Source organism: Acinetobacter higginsii (genome assembly GCF_000369525.1).
Classification (GTDB): Bacteria; Pseudomonadota; Gammaproteobacteria; order Pseudomonadales; family Moraxellaceae; genus Acinetobacter; species Acinetobacter higginsii.
Genome location: NZ_KB850072.1, coordinates 442,540 through 458,685, shown reverse-complemented (window position 1 = coordinate 458,685; position 16,146 = coordinate 442,540). Strand labels below are relative to the sequence as shown.

Here is a 16,146-nt window from a genome sequence, read left to right as displayed (position 1 = left end):
CTGCTAAATGACTTCCTTTTGCTCAATCACATCAATACACATTCAATTCTCGTTCGTTTAGGCAAATATTCAATAACAATAGGCAAGTTTTCATTCATCGACTTTTAGACAATATTTCATCATTTTGTCGCTTTTAGTTTTTATTAATATCGTATCGAATGCTCAAATGAAAAGGTTGACTCCATTTATGCTTATTCTTTTTGTTGCGATCGCCGTGGCCCTGCTTATTGCAGCGAGTGTTATATATGCACAACAACCCTTATTCGGTAGAATCCCTTCTGGTGAACGACTACAAGTCATTGAAAGCTCTCCCAACTATCGCCAAGGTCAATTTCGAAATTTAATTGAAAAATCAGGCATGAGCGAAGGCTCTAGTATTGCGGTTGAACTCTATAAAACCTTTATTAAAACCATTCCTCATCGTAATCCGATTGATCCCATTCCTTCCATTAAAACCAATCTACTTGCTCTTGATCCAAAACAAGATGTCATGATCTGGTTTGGACACTCATCGGTATTTATGCAGTTGCATGGTAAAACCTTTTTGATCGACCCTGTTATGAGTGGCAAAGCCTCTCCTTTCCCTTGGGGCACACGCGCCTATAAAGGGACTGATATCTATCGGGTTGAGGATTTACCTGAGATTGATTATTTGCTGATTTCGCATGATCACTATGACCATTTAGATTATGAAACGGCACTTAAACTCAAAGACAAAGTTAAATACGTGATTACTGGTCTAGGCGTCGGTGAACACTTTGAATACTGGGGTTATCCCAAAAATAAACTGATCGAGCGAGATTGGGGTGATCGAATCGAGTTTGATGATGGGATTAGCATTATCACTGAAACCACCCATCATGATTCACGACGTGCCTTTGATGGTGGTAAGAATTTATGGGTTTCTTTCGTGATTCAATCCCCGAATAAAAAGATTTTCTACACCGGTGATGGTGGTTATGACAAGCACTTTGTCGAGATTGGACAGAAATACGGTCCCTTTGATTGGGCATTAATGGAAAATGGGCAATATGACGCCGCTTGGCGTTCAGTACATTGCCATCCTGATGAGGTTGCCCAAGCCACTGAAGAACTGAATGCGCGTAATATGATTCCTGTACACCATTCAAAATTCAGTTTGGCCAAGCATGCTTGGTATGAACCGATTACCCGTATTGTTGAATATTCAAAAAGCAGAAAATATCGCCTTGCGACGCCGATGATTGGAGAATTGGTTGAGCTGGATAATGAACAGCAACCGTTTAAACAGTGGTGGAAGAATATTCGCTAATTCAATCATAATTGTTATATCAGCCTCATTTCGATGGGGCTTTTTTATGGATACTGCAAAAATCGACAAGCTCATCAAATTAGGCAAACAACTGAGCATTTCAGGTCAATCCTTTTCGTATTTTTAAGCTTAAATAAAATCATCAAAGATCAAGAAAATGACATTCACATGTGTTTTCTTGAATGAAAAAGTGAAATAAAGGTAGTTCAAAATGAAAAAAGTATTAATTCTTGGCGCATCAGGTCAAATTGCTCAATGGGTCATTAACATGTTAGCCAACGAGCCTGAACTGACTCAAACGCTATTACTCCGTGATGCAAAAAAATTAGGCACTGATTTGCCGAACAATGCAAAAGTCATTGAAGCGGATGTTTTAGATCTGGAAAAATTAAAACAGATCGTCCAAGGTCAAGATATTGTTTATGCCAACCTTGCTGGTGAATTAGAACAGCAAACACAGAATATCATTGAAGCTATGCACGGCGCAGGCGTTAAACGTATTATTCTGATCAACTCCTTAGGCATTTATGATGAAGTCAAAGGTAAATTTGGTGAATGGAATCGCAATGAAATCGGCAAATACCTTGGCCCATATCGTAAAGCAGCAGATTTATTAGAAGCCTCTGATCTGGATTATAGTATTTTGCGTGCGGCGTGACTCATGGATGAAGATGAAATTGACTATGAAACAACGGAACGCCATGAGCATTTTAAAGGCACGGTCATCTCACGTAAAAGTGTCGCTGCCTTCGTGGTGAAAATTATTCAAACGCCAGCATTAGCCTCTAGAAAAAACTTAGGGCTCAATAAACCACACTCAGATGCCGATCAACCTTATTTCATCTAAATATGAAAAAATCGGACAAACAGGCACCCTGCGTGTCCGATCCTACCAAGTCTCGGTAGTAAGGGGTATTTTTTTAAACAGCAACCTGTTGGGCTTTTAGATGTGCATCTTTTAATGCATCCACCTTTAAAGCAGGAATATCCAGACCTTCCGCATAAACGAAGCTCACTTCATGAATCCCCATTAAGCCTAAAACAGACTGTAGATAAGGCGTTACTGCATCCGTCACTTGCCCAAGGTGAATACCACCACGGCTGCTCATCACGATTGCCTTGACACCTTCAACCAGACCTTGAGGATAAGTTTCGGTATATCTAAAAGTATGGCGGGCACGCGCCACCAAATCGAACCAGTTTTTCAACTGTGTTGGCACATTCAAGTTGTACATCGGCGCGCCGATCAACAATAGATCCGTTGCTTTAAGTTCTGCAATCAACTCATCCGATAACTGGACAATCTTTTGTATCGGCGCTGCAACGTGTTCTGCACCACGCAGTGCATGGAAAATTTCAGCATCCAGTACAGGTAAGTTAAGCGTGGTTAAATCACGAATGATTACTTCATCCTGTACGCCTGCTTCTGCACGTTGTTTTAAAAATGCATCGATCAAACGGCTCGTCTGTGATTGATCACCCATAATGCTTGATTTCAATACCAACACTTTCGCCATGTTTGTTCTCCATATCTTGATGGAGCTATCTTACTATTACATTTTAATCGCCAGTAGTGATACTATTTCAGTGAATTGATTCCAAAAATTCTACAATCATGCAAACTGAGCTGAGTACGATTTCAATCTTTGTGACGGTGGTCGAGGCAGGAAGCTTTAGCAATGCTGCTGAACAACTACATCTGACCCGCTCGGCTGTGAGTAAAAGCATTGCGCGTTTAGAACAACGTTTGGGCGTGACTTTATTTAAGCGTACTACTCGAACCCTCAGCTTAACAGCCGAAGGTACGCTGTTTTATGAGCACAGTCAGCGTGCTATTGCAGAAATCCATGCCGCTGAAAGCTTGTTGGATCAGGGTAAAATCAGTGCAACGGGCTTATTAAGAATTTCGGCCCCAGTTCTGTTTGGACAACTCTATGTTGCCCCAATGATGATTGAACTGGCGCAACAGCATGCTGATTTGCAGGTAGAACTCTCTTTTAATGACCGAACTGTCGATTTGGTCGAAGATGGTTTTGATTTAGCTATTCGTATCGGCGCTTTACCAGATAGCCATCATTTGATTGCGAGAAAGCTAGGCGATCATCGGATGCTACTCTGTGCCACACCCAAATATCTACAGCAATCAGGCACAGTGAAGGACTTGGATGATCTACAACAGCACACGGCCATTGCTTATCCTTATTCTGGGTCCCCACCGAAATGGCATCTTCAAGATAAAAACAAACAACTGTATGCCATCAAACCCAAAGCAAAATTGCTGTTAAATGATATGCAGGCGATTAAAAATACAGTGTTATTAGATCAAGGAATTGCATGGCTTCCTGACTGGCTGATTCATAAAGAACTACAGGATGGCAGTTTAGTTCAGGTATTGGCAGAGTTTTCCAGTGTCGATTTCCCGATTCATGTGGTTTGGCCTGCTTTAAGCTATATGCCACTTAAAACGCGTTTAGCCATTGATCTGTTGGTCGCGGTATTCCCATCTCAGCTCAGTGCCAATTAACCACCCATCTATACAAAAATCATTATCCAATCTTTAAAACTTGATCCCAATTAGTCAAATAACTTGGTGATTTATGATTTTGCGTCATACGCCATGCCCTCCCATGAGGGGTGATTAAACGCCCCAACGTCATGGTGTCCCGTCCGAACTTTTCATTAATTCCATCGAAAGTTGTAGAGAGGTTACGACGAGCAATCAGTTCATCGGTATCATGAAATAAATCCACAGCATGGCTATGTTGCGGAATGATGTCTAACAAGATCACTTGCGCTTTTTTATAACGATGCCCAGCTTGAAAAATGCGATCAAGCCCCTGCTGTACCGCTTTGATAATCTCTAAACGATCATCACTGTAGTCAGGCAAATAGACGACCGTATAAGGTCGATAATACTGATCCTTATTAAAGCGGTTAGTACGAATACTTACCCCAACCGCCTTACATAATAGTTTCTGATGGCGTAAGCGCTCTATGGCACGTAAACTAAATTCAGTCAGTGCGCCACTTAAATCACTTTTCTCCTGAATCGGCTGTCCAAATGAACGACTACTCAACACCTGTTGACGGTCTGTCACAACATCCTCAAGTTCTAAGCAAGCCATACCTTGTAATTCTTTGACGGTATTTTCCATCAGCACTGAAAAATACTTTCCCATCATTTTTGCATCTGCTTGCAGCAAATCCATCACCGAGTAGACATTCATTTTTTCCAAACGTTGTCGAATCTTACGACCCACACCCCACACTTCCCCTACGGGCATATGCTGCAACAAATCTTCAATCACGCAGGGATCTTCAGCAACGATATTACAGACACTATTAAAACAGGCATGGGTTTTGGCGAGATTATTGGCGAGTTTTGCTTGAGTTTTGGAATAACCAATCCCGATACAGCACGGCAAGCCTAACCAATTTTTGACGGTATCTAAAATCTGATGCGCATAAGCAGTAAGATCATAACTTTGTTGATAGGCGGTTAACTCTAGAAAACATTCATCTATTGAATACACTTCCTGCTCGCATGGATCGACAAAGCTGCCCAATATATTCATGAAACGGCGCGACATTTCCGCATACAAGGCATAATTACTTGAAAAAACTTCGACTTGATGCCGTTGAATAATCTCTTCAATCTGAAAAAAAGGCACAGCCATCCGAATACCGAGCTGTTTCGCCTCATAAGAACGGGAAACCACACAACCATCGTTATTGGACAACACCACCACAGGACGATTTTCCAGCTTTGGATTAAACACGCGCTCACAACTAACATAGCAGTTATTTACATCAATCAAAGCAAAAATACGTTGTGGCAGACTCATGGGCTTATCTCATCGGTTTCAGGTTATAGGTCACAACACCCCAGATCAGTAACTCTTGTCCCTCGCTAATATAAATATTCTGGTAGTCAGGATTCTCAGCTTTTAACCACACTTTAGGTGGGCTGAAATGGTGATCAACCATTAAACGCTTCACGGTAAAATCATTGTCAATCAAGGCAATTACAATATCCCCAGATTTGGCAGGAAGACTACGATCTACCACCAAAGGATCATCGATATCAATGCCTGCATCTAACATTGAAAGTGAATTTGCTTTCACAATGAAAGTAGAATTTTCGTTACGAATTAAAAATTCATTTAAATCTAAAGCTTGTTCAACATGGTCTTGGACAGGCGACGGAAAACCGGCGGCAACACGTTCCGTTGCCAATGGAATGTGATAAAGTCGATCATTCTTAGCTTGGACATTCTGTATTTTCATTGATGTCGTCAAATCAGTTTGAGTACCAGTTTTGACATTATTCAGTAACCAATTTTTGATGAAATCAACTTGAGATTCGGGAACACGGATGACTTTGGTCGGCTCAGTGAACTGTGCCTTCCGCCCAGCATTGCTTCTTGCCCCTCCATGCTCAAATTCAGTTTTTTTGGACATAACTTCCCCCTACCCAAGCTTAAAATACTTTCAAATAATTTAACTTGAAAAAGTTACAAATTCAAGTTGACGTACAATTAATTTTGCATAACAATGAATCCATAGATCAGATTTTAGCTTGTTTAACTTAGACAAGGATGTATAAGACAAACTAAAATTAATGTTTTAAATGAATGACTTATCTTATTTTTACTCAGCTCAAAAATGTTAAGCCATTGATCTAATTCATTAATCTATTTGATCTCTCAGCAGTTAAGTTTTATTCAAATATTTTTGATGTGGAGACATGAAAAATGAACAATCGACGTGATGCTATTCTTGGTTATGCTGACGAACAACATGCTTTCTTTATTCGCCTGATCGAGAACAATACTGTGTTAGGTGATAGCTACGGACTATTTTGTGACAACCAAAATAGTGAAGCCGCAGAAAGTATTATGACCACACTTTTTTTAAAGAAATCTTTTTGGTTAAATGGTTCAGAGTTTAATGACATTGTTAAAGGTCTTAACCCCATTCATTGATAAAAACATATCGATTCAATATGACCTTGCGCTATAAAAAGAGCTTGTACCATGATCTCACTCAACAAGCTCTTTATTTTCAACTTAAATACGCTTCAACTTGTACATTATTTTAATACTCTCAAATAAAAACCCACAGATTGCAATCGCATCAGTGGGCCTTTTTATAAGGTTGAATCATCGGTTTAAATTCAGATAAATCTTTTGTCATTCACAGGTGCAACCAACTTATAAATTTTACCGTCAGTATCACTTTCAAAAAGTAAGTCAATATTCGGAAAAATGATATTTCCTTCTACTTCAATATGTTCAACCCGTTTAAAAAAAGGAATATCACGATCTTCTAAATCATTCAGCTGTGCAACGACAATCGATTCGTTTTCTTCTTGGTCCTTGACGATGACTGTAATCTTATCCATAACAGTTCTCCCAATATCTATAGGTTCATAGGACTATGGGAAATTTTCGATAACTTGTCGATAAAATCGTTGTAACAAGAGTTATAAGTATTATCTTTTTATTGTTTAAACCGCTAAGCCATTGAAATTAACTTTTAATTTATAAATTCCGTTAATATTTAATTAACCATCGAGTTACATTTACGTTTAAAACGTTTCAAAATAATTCACCTCTCGTCATCATTTAAATGAGCGGTAGATCTTTTAAAATATTAGTTTCTGAATTGCCAGATCGTATTGAGAAATTTTTGCTCTGTGCCCCAAGGGGTAATATGTAGCTCTATCTCGTGATGTAGCAATATAAAATCCTTGTCCAGTTTGTGACTCAACTTAGCCAAACTATAACGCTCTACCGTTAAGCCACTACATTGTGTTGGCCCATCTTCAGCAAAAGTAGACAAAATCAGATATCCGCTTGGCTTTAATGTTTGACGTAGATTGTGTAGATATTGTTCCTGTTGTATCTCTGTCAGCATAAAATGAAATACCGCACGATCATGCCACACATCAAAAAATTGAGACGCAAGTGCAACCGTACACACATCTGCAACTAACCAATGCACATGGCGACTGTCTAAGCTCTTTGCAGTTAACCTTGCACGGGTTATATCTAATGCAGTTTCGGATAAATCAAGCACATATAAAGATTGATATCCAGCTTCAAGCAGATGATCAATCAAGAGAGAGGCGCCACTGCCCACATCAATCAGCTTGGCATGCAACGGCACATCCAGAGATTGCATCAACTCAATTGTTTTACTTGGGTGTTGCTGATACCAACTCACTTGGTCAGCTTGTTTGGATTGATACACTTCTTCCCAATAATTTCTGCTCATTTGAGTTCCTTCTCAGCGCTAATCGGACACTCCAGCATCAGCGAAATGAAAAATTATCTGGTGATTATGGCACTGGCGTGAACAGCTTGATAGCTACAGAATTAATTTGTCCCCAGACATCAAATAAAATCTACTTCTGTGTCATCACATTGGATATTTCTTTCTGATTTTTGGTTTTATCATCGGGCTGTTCACGGCTCTCTTCTATTTCATTTTTTAACTCAAGGTATTGTCTAGCATCTTCTCGACGATGAATCCCACCTAATTTCAAAGCCTGAGTATCAACTTCTTCATCAATATCTGCTTTTTTCGTAGACTGTTTAATCAGAGAATCCTTGCTTTTTTGTAATGCTGAATGAATAGGAGCAACTCGCTCACCCTGCTGTTCCACTGGTAGTTCAGTTGCAAAAATCCCCGTTGATGCGATCAGAACAGACATCAAACCTAATGTTCTTCTCATGCTCAAGCCCTAGCTTGTTTTTAATTTTGATGCTTTATCTTAACATGTGTGCTTACGCTTATTGCTTTAAATCTTATCCCCCAATTTGCAGCATTTGAGCTTTTTTCTTAAAAGAGCAAGTCCAATCTTTGCCATGCTAACTGGCTAGAAGTATCGCTCTTTCACAATTTTTGCGAAATAATTCACTTCTTTCAAATGACGCTGATCAGCATAAATAATGCCTACATTAACACTAACATTAAAATCTTCGAGCGCCACAATTTCAAGGTCAGAGTTAAATGCCGAGTGCTGATCTATAAACGGCTTTGGAAAAATCCCCAAACCATCTCCATTTAAAATACTGTGTAACTGCGGTTCTATCCCGAAGATTTCTTTATTGGCATATAGGAACAACTTTCGTTCCTTTAGTTCTTTATTTAAGCATTCTCTAAAGCAACATCCTTCAGGGTGGATCACCCAACCTTTCTTACTGCATCGCTCCAAACTGGTATGTTCTTTCACGCCAGTTCTGGCCGAAACCACGACTAAAGGTAAAGTCCCAATGTTCAAGAAAGATAAATGGTTCGCAAGATTAAGATTGGAAGGAATCATCACAATGGCAAGCGGTAACTCACTCTCAGCGACTCGCTGAATTAGACTTCGCCCCCAACCACTTTGTATCTCAACACCTGTCAAATAATGGTCGTGCTTATACCTTTCATAAATATATTCAGAGAGATCATCCACCAAGGTAATTGGAACACCGATGCTCACTTTTTCTTGATTTGGAAGAACCTCTTGCTGATGAAAATACTCTAATTGTTCCATTTGCTCGAGGATATAACGACCTTTAAAGTATACCTGCTCTCCCAAATGCGTAAGCTGCAAAGGTCGGCTTTTACGATTGAATAGCTTTCCTTTTAGTTTTTTCTCAATATTATTGATGCGTTTGGTTACCGTAGATTGATCAATACCTAGCTTTTCTGAAGTTACAGTTAAAGAAGAGTTTTCAACAGCATATATAAACGTTTCTAAATCTTTAATTTCTAACACTTTAACACTCATTCATCTGTTGTTCAGACGCGTTCCAAATCAATTCCATCACTGGTTTTACATTTCAGCATAATGCATCACATGAATTTGCCTATTCAGACCAAATCATCAGACTCGATACAAACTCCTGCTTCAACAGAAAAGCCCTTATTTTATCTGACCATATGGCTACCAGTTCCCCCGACGATGATTGGCTACCCAACGATACATGCCTTGAATATTCGGTATTTTCATCGTACTGAAACCGATCCAGTCCTGAACTTCGGGGCTAACTTTGACATTACGATAGAGCTGATCCCACGACTGTCCTGCACGAACCAAATCCAAAACTTGTTGATGCAAGTCGACAATATAATGACGCAATGCGATCTGATCTTCACGTGTGGCAGGGCTATAATGTCCAACATCAATAAAATCGACATCTTGCTTGATCACCCAATCCAGGCTATCAATCCAGCCTGTGTAATAAAAATCTAAAAAATCATTGTATGGCATGCTTTTACTTTCACACACATCGGTACATTGCAGTGCTTTATATTTTGGAAACAGTACCATGACCATACTGTCTGAATGGCTCGGTGCAACGTAATGTAATAAAACCTCCTCGCCCCCTAAACTAATTTTCATGTCCTGATCAAAAACGCGATCTGGTAATGCTGTGGCTAACTTCTCCCCCACGATCGGTTCAAGACTACGTTGATTAGCAACAATAGTTGCACCATCTGCTTTAAAGATTTGCCCACCACTGATATGGTCCGCATGTGCATGGGTATAAACCACATATTTTACAGGCACATCAAAACGTTTCTTGATTTCATCTTTTAGCCATGTCGATGTGCAGGTCATCGCTGGATCAATCACCAAAGCACCTTCTTTAGTGATCAAAACTAAACCGCTATGTACGGCTAAGCCTGCACCCGTAGTATGTCGGTACAGATTACCTCTGACTTGCGTTAAGCTTCTTGGATTATCTGGACAGGATGCCGCGGTAAAATCCGCTAACACAGCACGATTCCGATAGATAGATTGATCTACGGCAATCCCATTATCTTTCGCAAAAACAGGGCTTAGAGGCAATGACAGCAATAATGCTACAAAAAATTTATAGCTCAAAAATACCCTAATTATTTGATTTTTAAACGTGCTCACCGACAAACCCTGCATAGATTTCACGGAGATCAATCTAACAAGTTCAGGCCTCTGACAAAACCCACAAAATCCACAATATACTGTCCTAAAATTAGCAACAATAATGGATTGGGCCGCCATGCAAAAACTGGATGATCTCTTATTATTCGTTGAGGTGGTCGAGCATGCTGGATTTTCAGCTGCGGCACGTGATTTAGGCGTACAGCGCTCTAAACTCAGTCGACATATTGCAGAACTGGAAAATAGAATTGGTGTCCGTTTATTACATCGCAATACCCGAAATGTTGTTCTGACGCCAGCAGGTGAAGAAGTCTATATTCATGCAAAAGCATTAAAACAAGCTGCACAAAATGCTTTTGCGGTTGCAACAGACCTTGCTGGCGACCCTAAAGGGACATTAAGAATCGGATGTTCCTCAACATTTGCACAAGAAGCATTGCTGCCTATTCTTGATTTGTTCTTACAAAAATATCCTAAGATACGCCTGATCATCAACACATCAGATCACAATATTGATTTGATCAGTGCACAAGTCGATCTGGTTTTTCGAATCTCTTCCAAACTCCTCAATGACTCGAGTTTAATTATTCGCCCTGTCTGTGATTTACCGATGATACTGGTTGCCAGTCAGGATTATATGAGTGATAAAGAAAAAATTGAGCTTCCAGAACAACTCAAACAGTTAAATTTCATTGCTTTAGGCGTGCAAAAGAACCTAACTTCTCAGATATTCACCAGTCAAAATAATGACTTAAATACAGTATTGCTCGAGCCTTATATCAGTTGTGGCAATATGTCAGTACTTAAATCGGCTGTGCAACAAGGCATGGGAGCTGCTGTTCTGCCCTGGTATTTATGTGCTCATGAATTGAATTCTGGCCAATTTGTAAATGTCTTTAAACCTGATTCGCCATGGTCACCTCAAGCATCTTTAGTGAATGCACTTATACCAACACGAGAAAATATTTTATTGGCAACAAAACTCTTTTTAGATTTTTCAATTCCGCGATTACGGCACACACTACATCCAGCATTAAGCGACTAAGTAGTTCCTTTTTTGATCCCAGTCATCCCCAATAATGTTATTTAATATCAAAATGCTATTATTCTTATTAGTCATGGAGGGAACAGCTACATTTTCCGAACATATTATAAATAAAATCAACAGGTGCATCGATCGGATATACATCCCGATCAAGTAAGTAAAAAATTTCTCCTTCATCCAATATGGTTAAAATTTTGTTTTTCCGTTTTAAGATAATGCCGTGTTTTATTATTTTCTGAATTTCTTCTGCATCAATTTTAAACTGATAAAAGAAAACAATTTGGCCTGTTTTCAAATTATCTGGGTCAATTTTTTTGTACTTTCCACAGGTCAAGCAAATCCATTTTTTCATTATCAATGCTCTGCAAAAAGCTCCCTTTATTGTATAAAAAGCATTCACTGAAAAATTAACATCAAAGCATTAAAAAATTATCATTTAGTGAAAATTTAAATATTTAATCATATTAGGACATTGTTATATTCTAAATGAAAAGTACAGATGCTTAGATACTCCTTCACATCTGTACCCGCTGGATAAATGCTAAAATTCACGCTAAATACGACTCTTTACGACCACTAGAATCGCTGTGAAATACTGAGCTTATAATCACGACCTGTACCGGTCATATATTCACCTAAATACATTTTATAGTCTCGATTAAATAGATTGTCGATTGAGAAATTTAAAGTAGGCCCTTTTTCTCCAACAGGTTGCCAATCCGCATAAATACCATGCAGTGAATATCCTTTAGTTTTGGGTAATGAAAAAGAGGATGCTGCAATCGATTTATCATTATCAGACAGGCTACGATCCTGTTTAGCAACAAATATCCCTCGCCAGCCCATTGTTAAATGATGCTCAGGCACATTCACACCTAAGGTTGCTGTTGCTTTTTTCGGAGGGATATCCGTCATCCATGTTTTTTGTTCAAACCATGGGTTTACAGGTGAATTATCACGTTGACCACGGATATAAGAATAGGTTAAACCTGTGAACCAAGTCGGCTGATTGTAGAAAATCTCGGCCTCATAGGCTTTGATGGTATAGTCAGTGACATTACGGTAAAAGCCATGCTTATAGTTTCCATTACAGTCATTAATGCTGCCATTTCCACCATTGGCATTATTTTCCGCTTGTGCCTTACAAAAGGTTGATCGATTGCGGAAAATTTCATCGCCCCCCCGATTATGGTGATAAGTCAACCGGACTTGCAGATGGTCTTGTTCTGAAAAAATATCATCAAAATTCATTTCATTGCCCAGACGGATCGCCAACATCTTTTCAGGCAATAAATAGCGACTGGTTGATGGCACAGAGGTCATTGCCGATTGCACATAATATTGCTCATCAACACGAGGGGCGCGCCATGTTTTACTGATATTGGCAAACCAAGTGAGATAATCTGCTTGCTTCCACGCCAAGGCCAAACGTGGTGACCAGCCTGTATAGGTCTTGCTGGAATAATCATGCCCTGCACTTGGGTCATTATAACGTGATGCTCGGTTTGGATGACCTGTATTGGTAATATGATCATAGCGAAGCGATGGGGTAATCGTGAAATTATCAATCTGGTATTGATCTTCTACAAATGTACTCAACATTTGCTGTTTGCCTGAAGGCATATAATTTGGCTCATAATAACCAAAATTATAGTCTGGTTTTTTGGCGTTGTTCTTATCATAGATGAGTGAGTTCTGCTCCATCTTTTGATATTGTGCCCCAACTTTTAATTTATGTGTGCCATAGTCAGTTGTAATATCACTGATATTACTAAGCTTAAACGCTGTATTGGTATAAGTTACCCAGCTTTCATTGCCCAGTGTAGCCGCCGATCCAGTCACGCTCGGTAATCTTTGATCATGTTGATCGGTCTTTGAATACGATGCTGTTGCTTTTAAATTTACATAAGGATTTGATTCAGGATTTAATTCATATCCAACTGAATAGCTGCTATCGTTTTGATCGCGATAGACCAAACGACGTTTCCATGCCTCCTCATATCCATATTTTTTAATATCCGCTTCTGTTGGAACGGCATCTTGATCACGCATTGCTGCAAAAGGTTCCCAGCCCTTATGCCCACTTTGCATCGCATTCAAACTAATTTTTTGGCTGTCTGTCGGATGAAAATTGAGTTTGGCCAAATACGTATCCTGCTGCTGCGCAGAATACAAAAACTTGCTGCCATCAGGGCGTTGAACATCGCCACTATCTCGATTGGTATAGTAGAACATCCCATCCATGACACCATTTTCACTCTTTCCATACACAGCACCTGTATAGGTATTTTGTGAATTATTGGAGAATCGCGAATATTTCAAAAAAGCACCGATATTTTTATCATCAACCAATAAATCAGCGGCATCCTTGGTTTCTAAGGTGACTTTCCCTCCAAAACCACCATTTCCAACTTCAACATTATGTGGACCTTTATCGACCGTAATTTTCTTTAACAGTTCGGGTTCAATAAACACTGAGCCTTGTCGATATTTATCGAAACTTTTAACCGAGTCATCCAAGGTAATCGGAACATCCTCAACCCCGCCCATACCAAGGATATTAATGGTTTGCCCACCTGGTCGCGGTGAACCTGCCGAACCCACACTTGGCATATGGTCCAGCAATTGTGCAACATTGTTGGCTTGATAACGGTCAATGGCCTTTTGATTTAACACACTCTGACCAAACTGGATGGTATCTTCCTTATCCGCCTGTACAACAATTGGCGTCATTTGATAAATTTGATTCTGAGCATTGCTCTTAGACAATGTGTCTTGTACGGTCGGTACTTTTGTGACGGTGTTTGCCAGAACAACCTTGGTATTATCTGCATAAACAGGTATGGTCGAGGCATACATAGATAAAGCAATAGCCAGTACAAGAGGCTTAATCACCTTTGTTTGAGAGGGAGATTGGGACATAAACTTCACCAGAAGATAAAAATCATCAGCAACCTAAACGAGGTCCTAAAATAATCGACGTCTTAACGATATAAAAAATAATAAAAATTAAGCTTCAATAAAGCGCTTGCAGCAAACGCCAAATCATTCAGACTGCAAACCTAATTGACTAGCGTCTGACAGCAGTATGACGTCGCTCTGTGGAGAACGACGATGAATCAACTGCTGTCGAGGAGGATTGAGGGAAGGTATCTCATTCAATTCAATAAAACGACACAAACAATATTGATTATCACTTGCATTTAAATAAATGTAAATGGATCGATAGAATTTTTAAGACATCTAAAATGCTCTCATCCGTTGTACTGCAATTGTTTTTGTTTCAATCATTGAAGTAGAGATTAACTATTTTCAGAATTTGATTTGTGCCCCACTTATGATGCTTTTGATATATAGCCAATAAGTGATGATTAGGACAAGTATTGGCTAGATGGCCTAAAGTTGAACCTCCTACACAGCAACATTGCAGTAGGAACATGCCAGAATCAAGAACGATGATTTAAAATTTTTTTCTTCCGATATTGTAACGGACTCATCCCAGTCCATGACTTAAATGCCCGGATAAAAGAGGTCTGTTCTTGGTAGGCCAATAACATTGAAATGTCCAGAATGCTCAAATTGAGATCGGCAAGATAATCAAAAGCCAAATCTCTACGAACCTGATTCAATCTTTCTTTGAAGGTATATCCTTGCTGCTTTAATTTCAGTTGAAATATCCGAGCTGGTAAGCCCAATTTATTTGCAACCTCCTCCACGCTGATATTCCCCTTACTTATAGCTTGAATAATTGTTTTCTGTATTAACTCATCAAAAAGATCAAGCTTAGGACGTTTTGACAACAATACATTTGCCTGCTTAATTAAAATATCATTTAACACAGGATCAGCATTAAAAACCTCTAAATCAAGGCTGGTCATGGAAATATATATTTCAACATCTTCACTTTCAAACTCGATAGGACAGCCAAAAAAATTTTCGTAGTTATAAAAAAATTTGGTTTTCTCTGTACTAAAACTGACTTTTTTCACTTCTATTCTATTCGGATGTACTAATTGATCTAAAAGTTTATAAAAAACCCCCATTAATAATTCATCTACCAAATGATTATTTTTAAGATAAGGGTCAAATCCCCACCGAATGACAATAAACTGATCGGAAATAGACATCTTTGCAGGCTTAGCCTCACAAAAGAGCCTTTGGTATTTTATAAATACATTTAATACATCTAATATATTTTCACATGATGAAGCAATATATCCTAAAATACCAAGATGTTTAGGTTGAGTATATTTTGATATTTCTAGTCCAAGTGTTGGTTTAGTCTGTTTTTGATTAATTTCCTCTAATAGTTCAATCCATTCCCCGATTGGAATCAGTTCACTTGTTTTATAATCACTCAAATATTTTACATTTTTAAGATTATTTTTTACACAAAAATTAATCAACAAATTAAGCATCGAACTTGATATTAATTTAACCTGATTAGGATGACTCAAAACCATTGCTCCCCACTCATATCATATCTAAAAGCCCACCTCAGAGAAGGAATCAAAAAACCAGTTACACAAGTACATTATTTAATCGACCTTAAAAATTAACGATAATCCAGTTTTCCATTTTTCATACTAATGCGGCAAAAAATCCATTTTTTGTGATATCAATCACAGATAATGCTCAAAATCTACTTTAAAATTCAATAAAAAAATTATCATTTCTATAAAAAAACTTATCATTTAAAGGAAAGTTTCAAGATTGCAAAAGTCTCTTCACGAAAGGGAGAGTTAAAAGTGATTTTTTATTCAACAATTAGATTTTTATATTTTTTATATTTCATTTTTATCATCTACATTATTTCATATTTATGAATACTGACTATTTTCAAAAAATTTTTAATTATTTTAAAGCGCTAAAATGACGACACACCGCCTC

At 38.6% G+C, this 16,146-nt stretch carries 15 protein-coding genes and 1 pseudogene; 5 read left to right on the top strand and 11 right to left on the bottom strand.

Annotated features, from left to right (window positions below; all coding sequences use genetic code 11):
• Window positions 1-187: 187 nt before the first annotated feature.
• Together F902_RS08145 and F902_RS08140 are read left to right on the top strand one after the other, a co-directional pair.
• The gene (locus tag F902_RS08145; RefSeq protein WP_005202573.1) at window positions 188-1,291 is read left to right on the top strand and encodes an MBL fold metallo-hydrolase; all 1,104 of its coding nucleotides are present in this window, start codon (window positions 188-190) and stop codon (window positions 1,289-1,291) included.
• A 211-nt stretch (window positions 1,292-1,502) separates the two neighbouring features.
• A pseudogene (locus tag F902_RS08140) lies at window positions 1,503-2,138 on the top strand (SDR family oxidoreductase).
• 73 nt (window positions 2,139-2,211) lie between these two features.
• Here the strand turns inward: F902_RS08140 and F902_RS08135 are convergent.
• Window positions 2,212-2,808 carry an FMN-dependent NADH-azoreductase gene (locus F902_RS08135; RefSeq protein WP_005202570.1) on the bottom strand — a complete coding sequence of 199 codons (597 nt, stop codon included), beginning with the start codon at window positions 2,806-2,808 and terminating at the stop codon, window positions 2,212-2,214.
• Between the two features lie 98 nt (window positions 2,809-2,906).
• Between F902_RS08135 and F902_RS08130 the strand changes: the two genes are divergently transcribed.
• A complete protein-coding gene (locus F902_RS08130; RefSeq protein ID WP_005202569.1) occupies window positions 2,907-3,815 on the top strand; it encodes a LysR family transcriptional regulator in 909 nt (302 codons plus the stop codon).
• Window positions 3,816-3,837: 22 nt separating this feature from the next.
• On the opposite strand, the gene F902_RS08125 is transcribed toward F902_RS08130, so the two are convergent.
• Together F902_RS08125 and F902_RS08120 are read right to left on the bottom strand one after the other, a co-directional pair.
• On the bottom strand, window positions 3,838-5,136 hold the full coding sequence (locus F902_RS08125; RefSeq protein WP_005202568.1) for a Y-family DNA polymerase: 1,299 nt from the start codon (window positions 5,134-5,136) through the stop codon (window positions 3,838-3,840).
• A gap of 4 nt (window positions 5,137-5,140) precedes the next feature.
• The gene (locus tag F902_RS08120) at window positions 5,141-5,752 is read right to left on the bottom strand and encodes a LexA family protein (RefSeq protein WP_005202567.1); all 612 of its coding nucleotides are present in this window, start codon (window positions 5,750-5,752) and stop codon (window positions 5,141-5,143) included.
• Between the two features lie 293 nt (window positions 5,753-6,045).
• Here F902_RS08120 and F902_RS08115 point away from each other — a divergent pair, with 293 nt between their 5' ends.
• On the top strand, window positions 6,046-6,276 hold the full coding sequence (locus tag F902_RS08115; RefSeq protein ID WP_004652770.1) for a hypothetical protein: 231 nt from the start codon (window positions 6,046-6,048) through the stop codon (window positions 6,274-6,276).
• A gap of 191 nt (window positions 6,277-6,467) precedes the next feature.
• Here the strand turns inward: F902_RS08115 and F902_RS08110 are convergent, their stop codons facing one another.
• The 5 genes from F902_RS08110 to F902_RS08090 form a co-directional block, all read right to left on the bottom strand.
• Complete coding sequence (locus tag F902_RS08110; RefSeq protein ID WP_005202565.1) at window positions 6,468-6,695, bottom strand: hypothetical protein; 228 nt, start codon at window positions 6,693-6,695, stop codon at window positions 6,468-6,470.
• 251 nt (window positions 6,696-6,946) lie between these two features.
• Window positions 6,947-7,570: a class I SAM-dependent methyltransferase gene (locus F902_RS08105; RefSeq protein ID WP_005202564.1), complete on the bottom strand. Its 624-nt coding sequence runs from the start codon at window positions 7,568-7,570 to the stop codon at window positions 6,947-6,949.
• 130 nt (window positions 7,571-7,700) lie between these two features.
• The gene (locus F902_RS08100; RefSeq protein WP_005202563.1) at window positions 7,701-8,030 is read right to left on the bottom strand and encodes a hypothetical protein; all 330 of its coding nucleotides are present in this window, start codon (window positions 8,028-8,030) and stop codon (window positions 7,701-7,703) included.
• A gap of 144 nt (window positions 8,031-8,174) precedes the next feature.
• Window positions 8,175-9,074, bottom strand: a complete 900-nt coding sequence (locus tag F902_RS08095; RefSeq protein ID WP_005202562.1) for a LysR family transcriptional regulator — start codon at window positions 9,072-9,074, stop codon at window positions 8,175-8,177.
• 156 nt (window positions 9,075-9,230) lie between these two features.
• Window positions 9,231-10,211, bottom strand: coding sequence for an MBL fold metallo-hydrolase (locus F902_RS08090; protein WP_026057490.1), 981 nt, complete (start codon window positions 10,209-10,211; stop codon window positions 9,231-9,233).
• Between the two features lie 118 nt (window positions 10,212-10,329).
• Between F902_RS08090 and F902_RS08085 the strand changes: the two genes are divergently transcribed.
• The gene (locus F902_RS08085; protein ID WP_005202560.1) at window positions 10,330-11,256 is read left to right on the top strand and encodes a LysR family transcriptional regulator; all 927 of its coding nucleotides are present in this window, start codon (window positions 10,330-10,332) and stop codon (window positions 11,254-11,256) included.
• 67 nt (window positions 11,257-11,323) lie between these two features.
• On the opposite strand, the gene F902_RS08080 is transcribed toward F902_RS08085, so the two are convergent.
• From F902_RS08080 to F902_RS08070, 3 genes are all read right to left on the bottom strand, one after another.
• The gene (locus tag F902_RS08080) at window positions 11,324-11,608 is read right to left on the bottom strand and encodes a hypothetical protein (protein ID WP_005202559.1); all 285 of its coding nucleotides are present in this window, start codon (window positions 11,606-11,608) and stop codon (window positions 11,324-11,326) included.
• Between the two features lie 224 nt (window positions 11,609-11,832).
• Complete coding sequence (locus F902_RS08075) at window positions 11,833-14,178, bottom strand: TonB-dependent hemoglobin/transferrin/lactoferrin family receptor (RefSeq protein ID WP_005202557.1); 2,346 nt, start codon at window positions 14,176-14,178, stop codon at window positions 11,833-11,835.
• A 524-nt stretch (window positions 14,179-14,702) separates the two neighbouring features.
• Window positions 14,703-15,719, bottom strand: coding sequence for an AraC family transcriptional regulator (locus tag F902_RS08070; protein ID WP_005202556.1), 1,017 nt, complete (start codon window positions 15,717-15,719; stop codon window positions 14,703-14,705).
• Window positions 15,720-16,146: the final 427 nt, after the last annotated feature.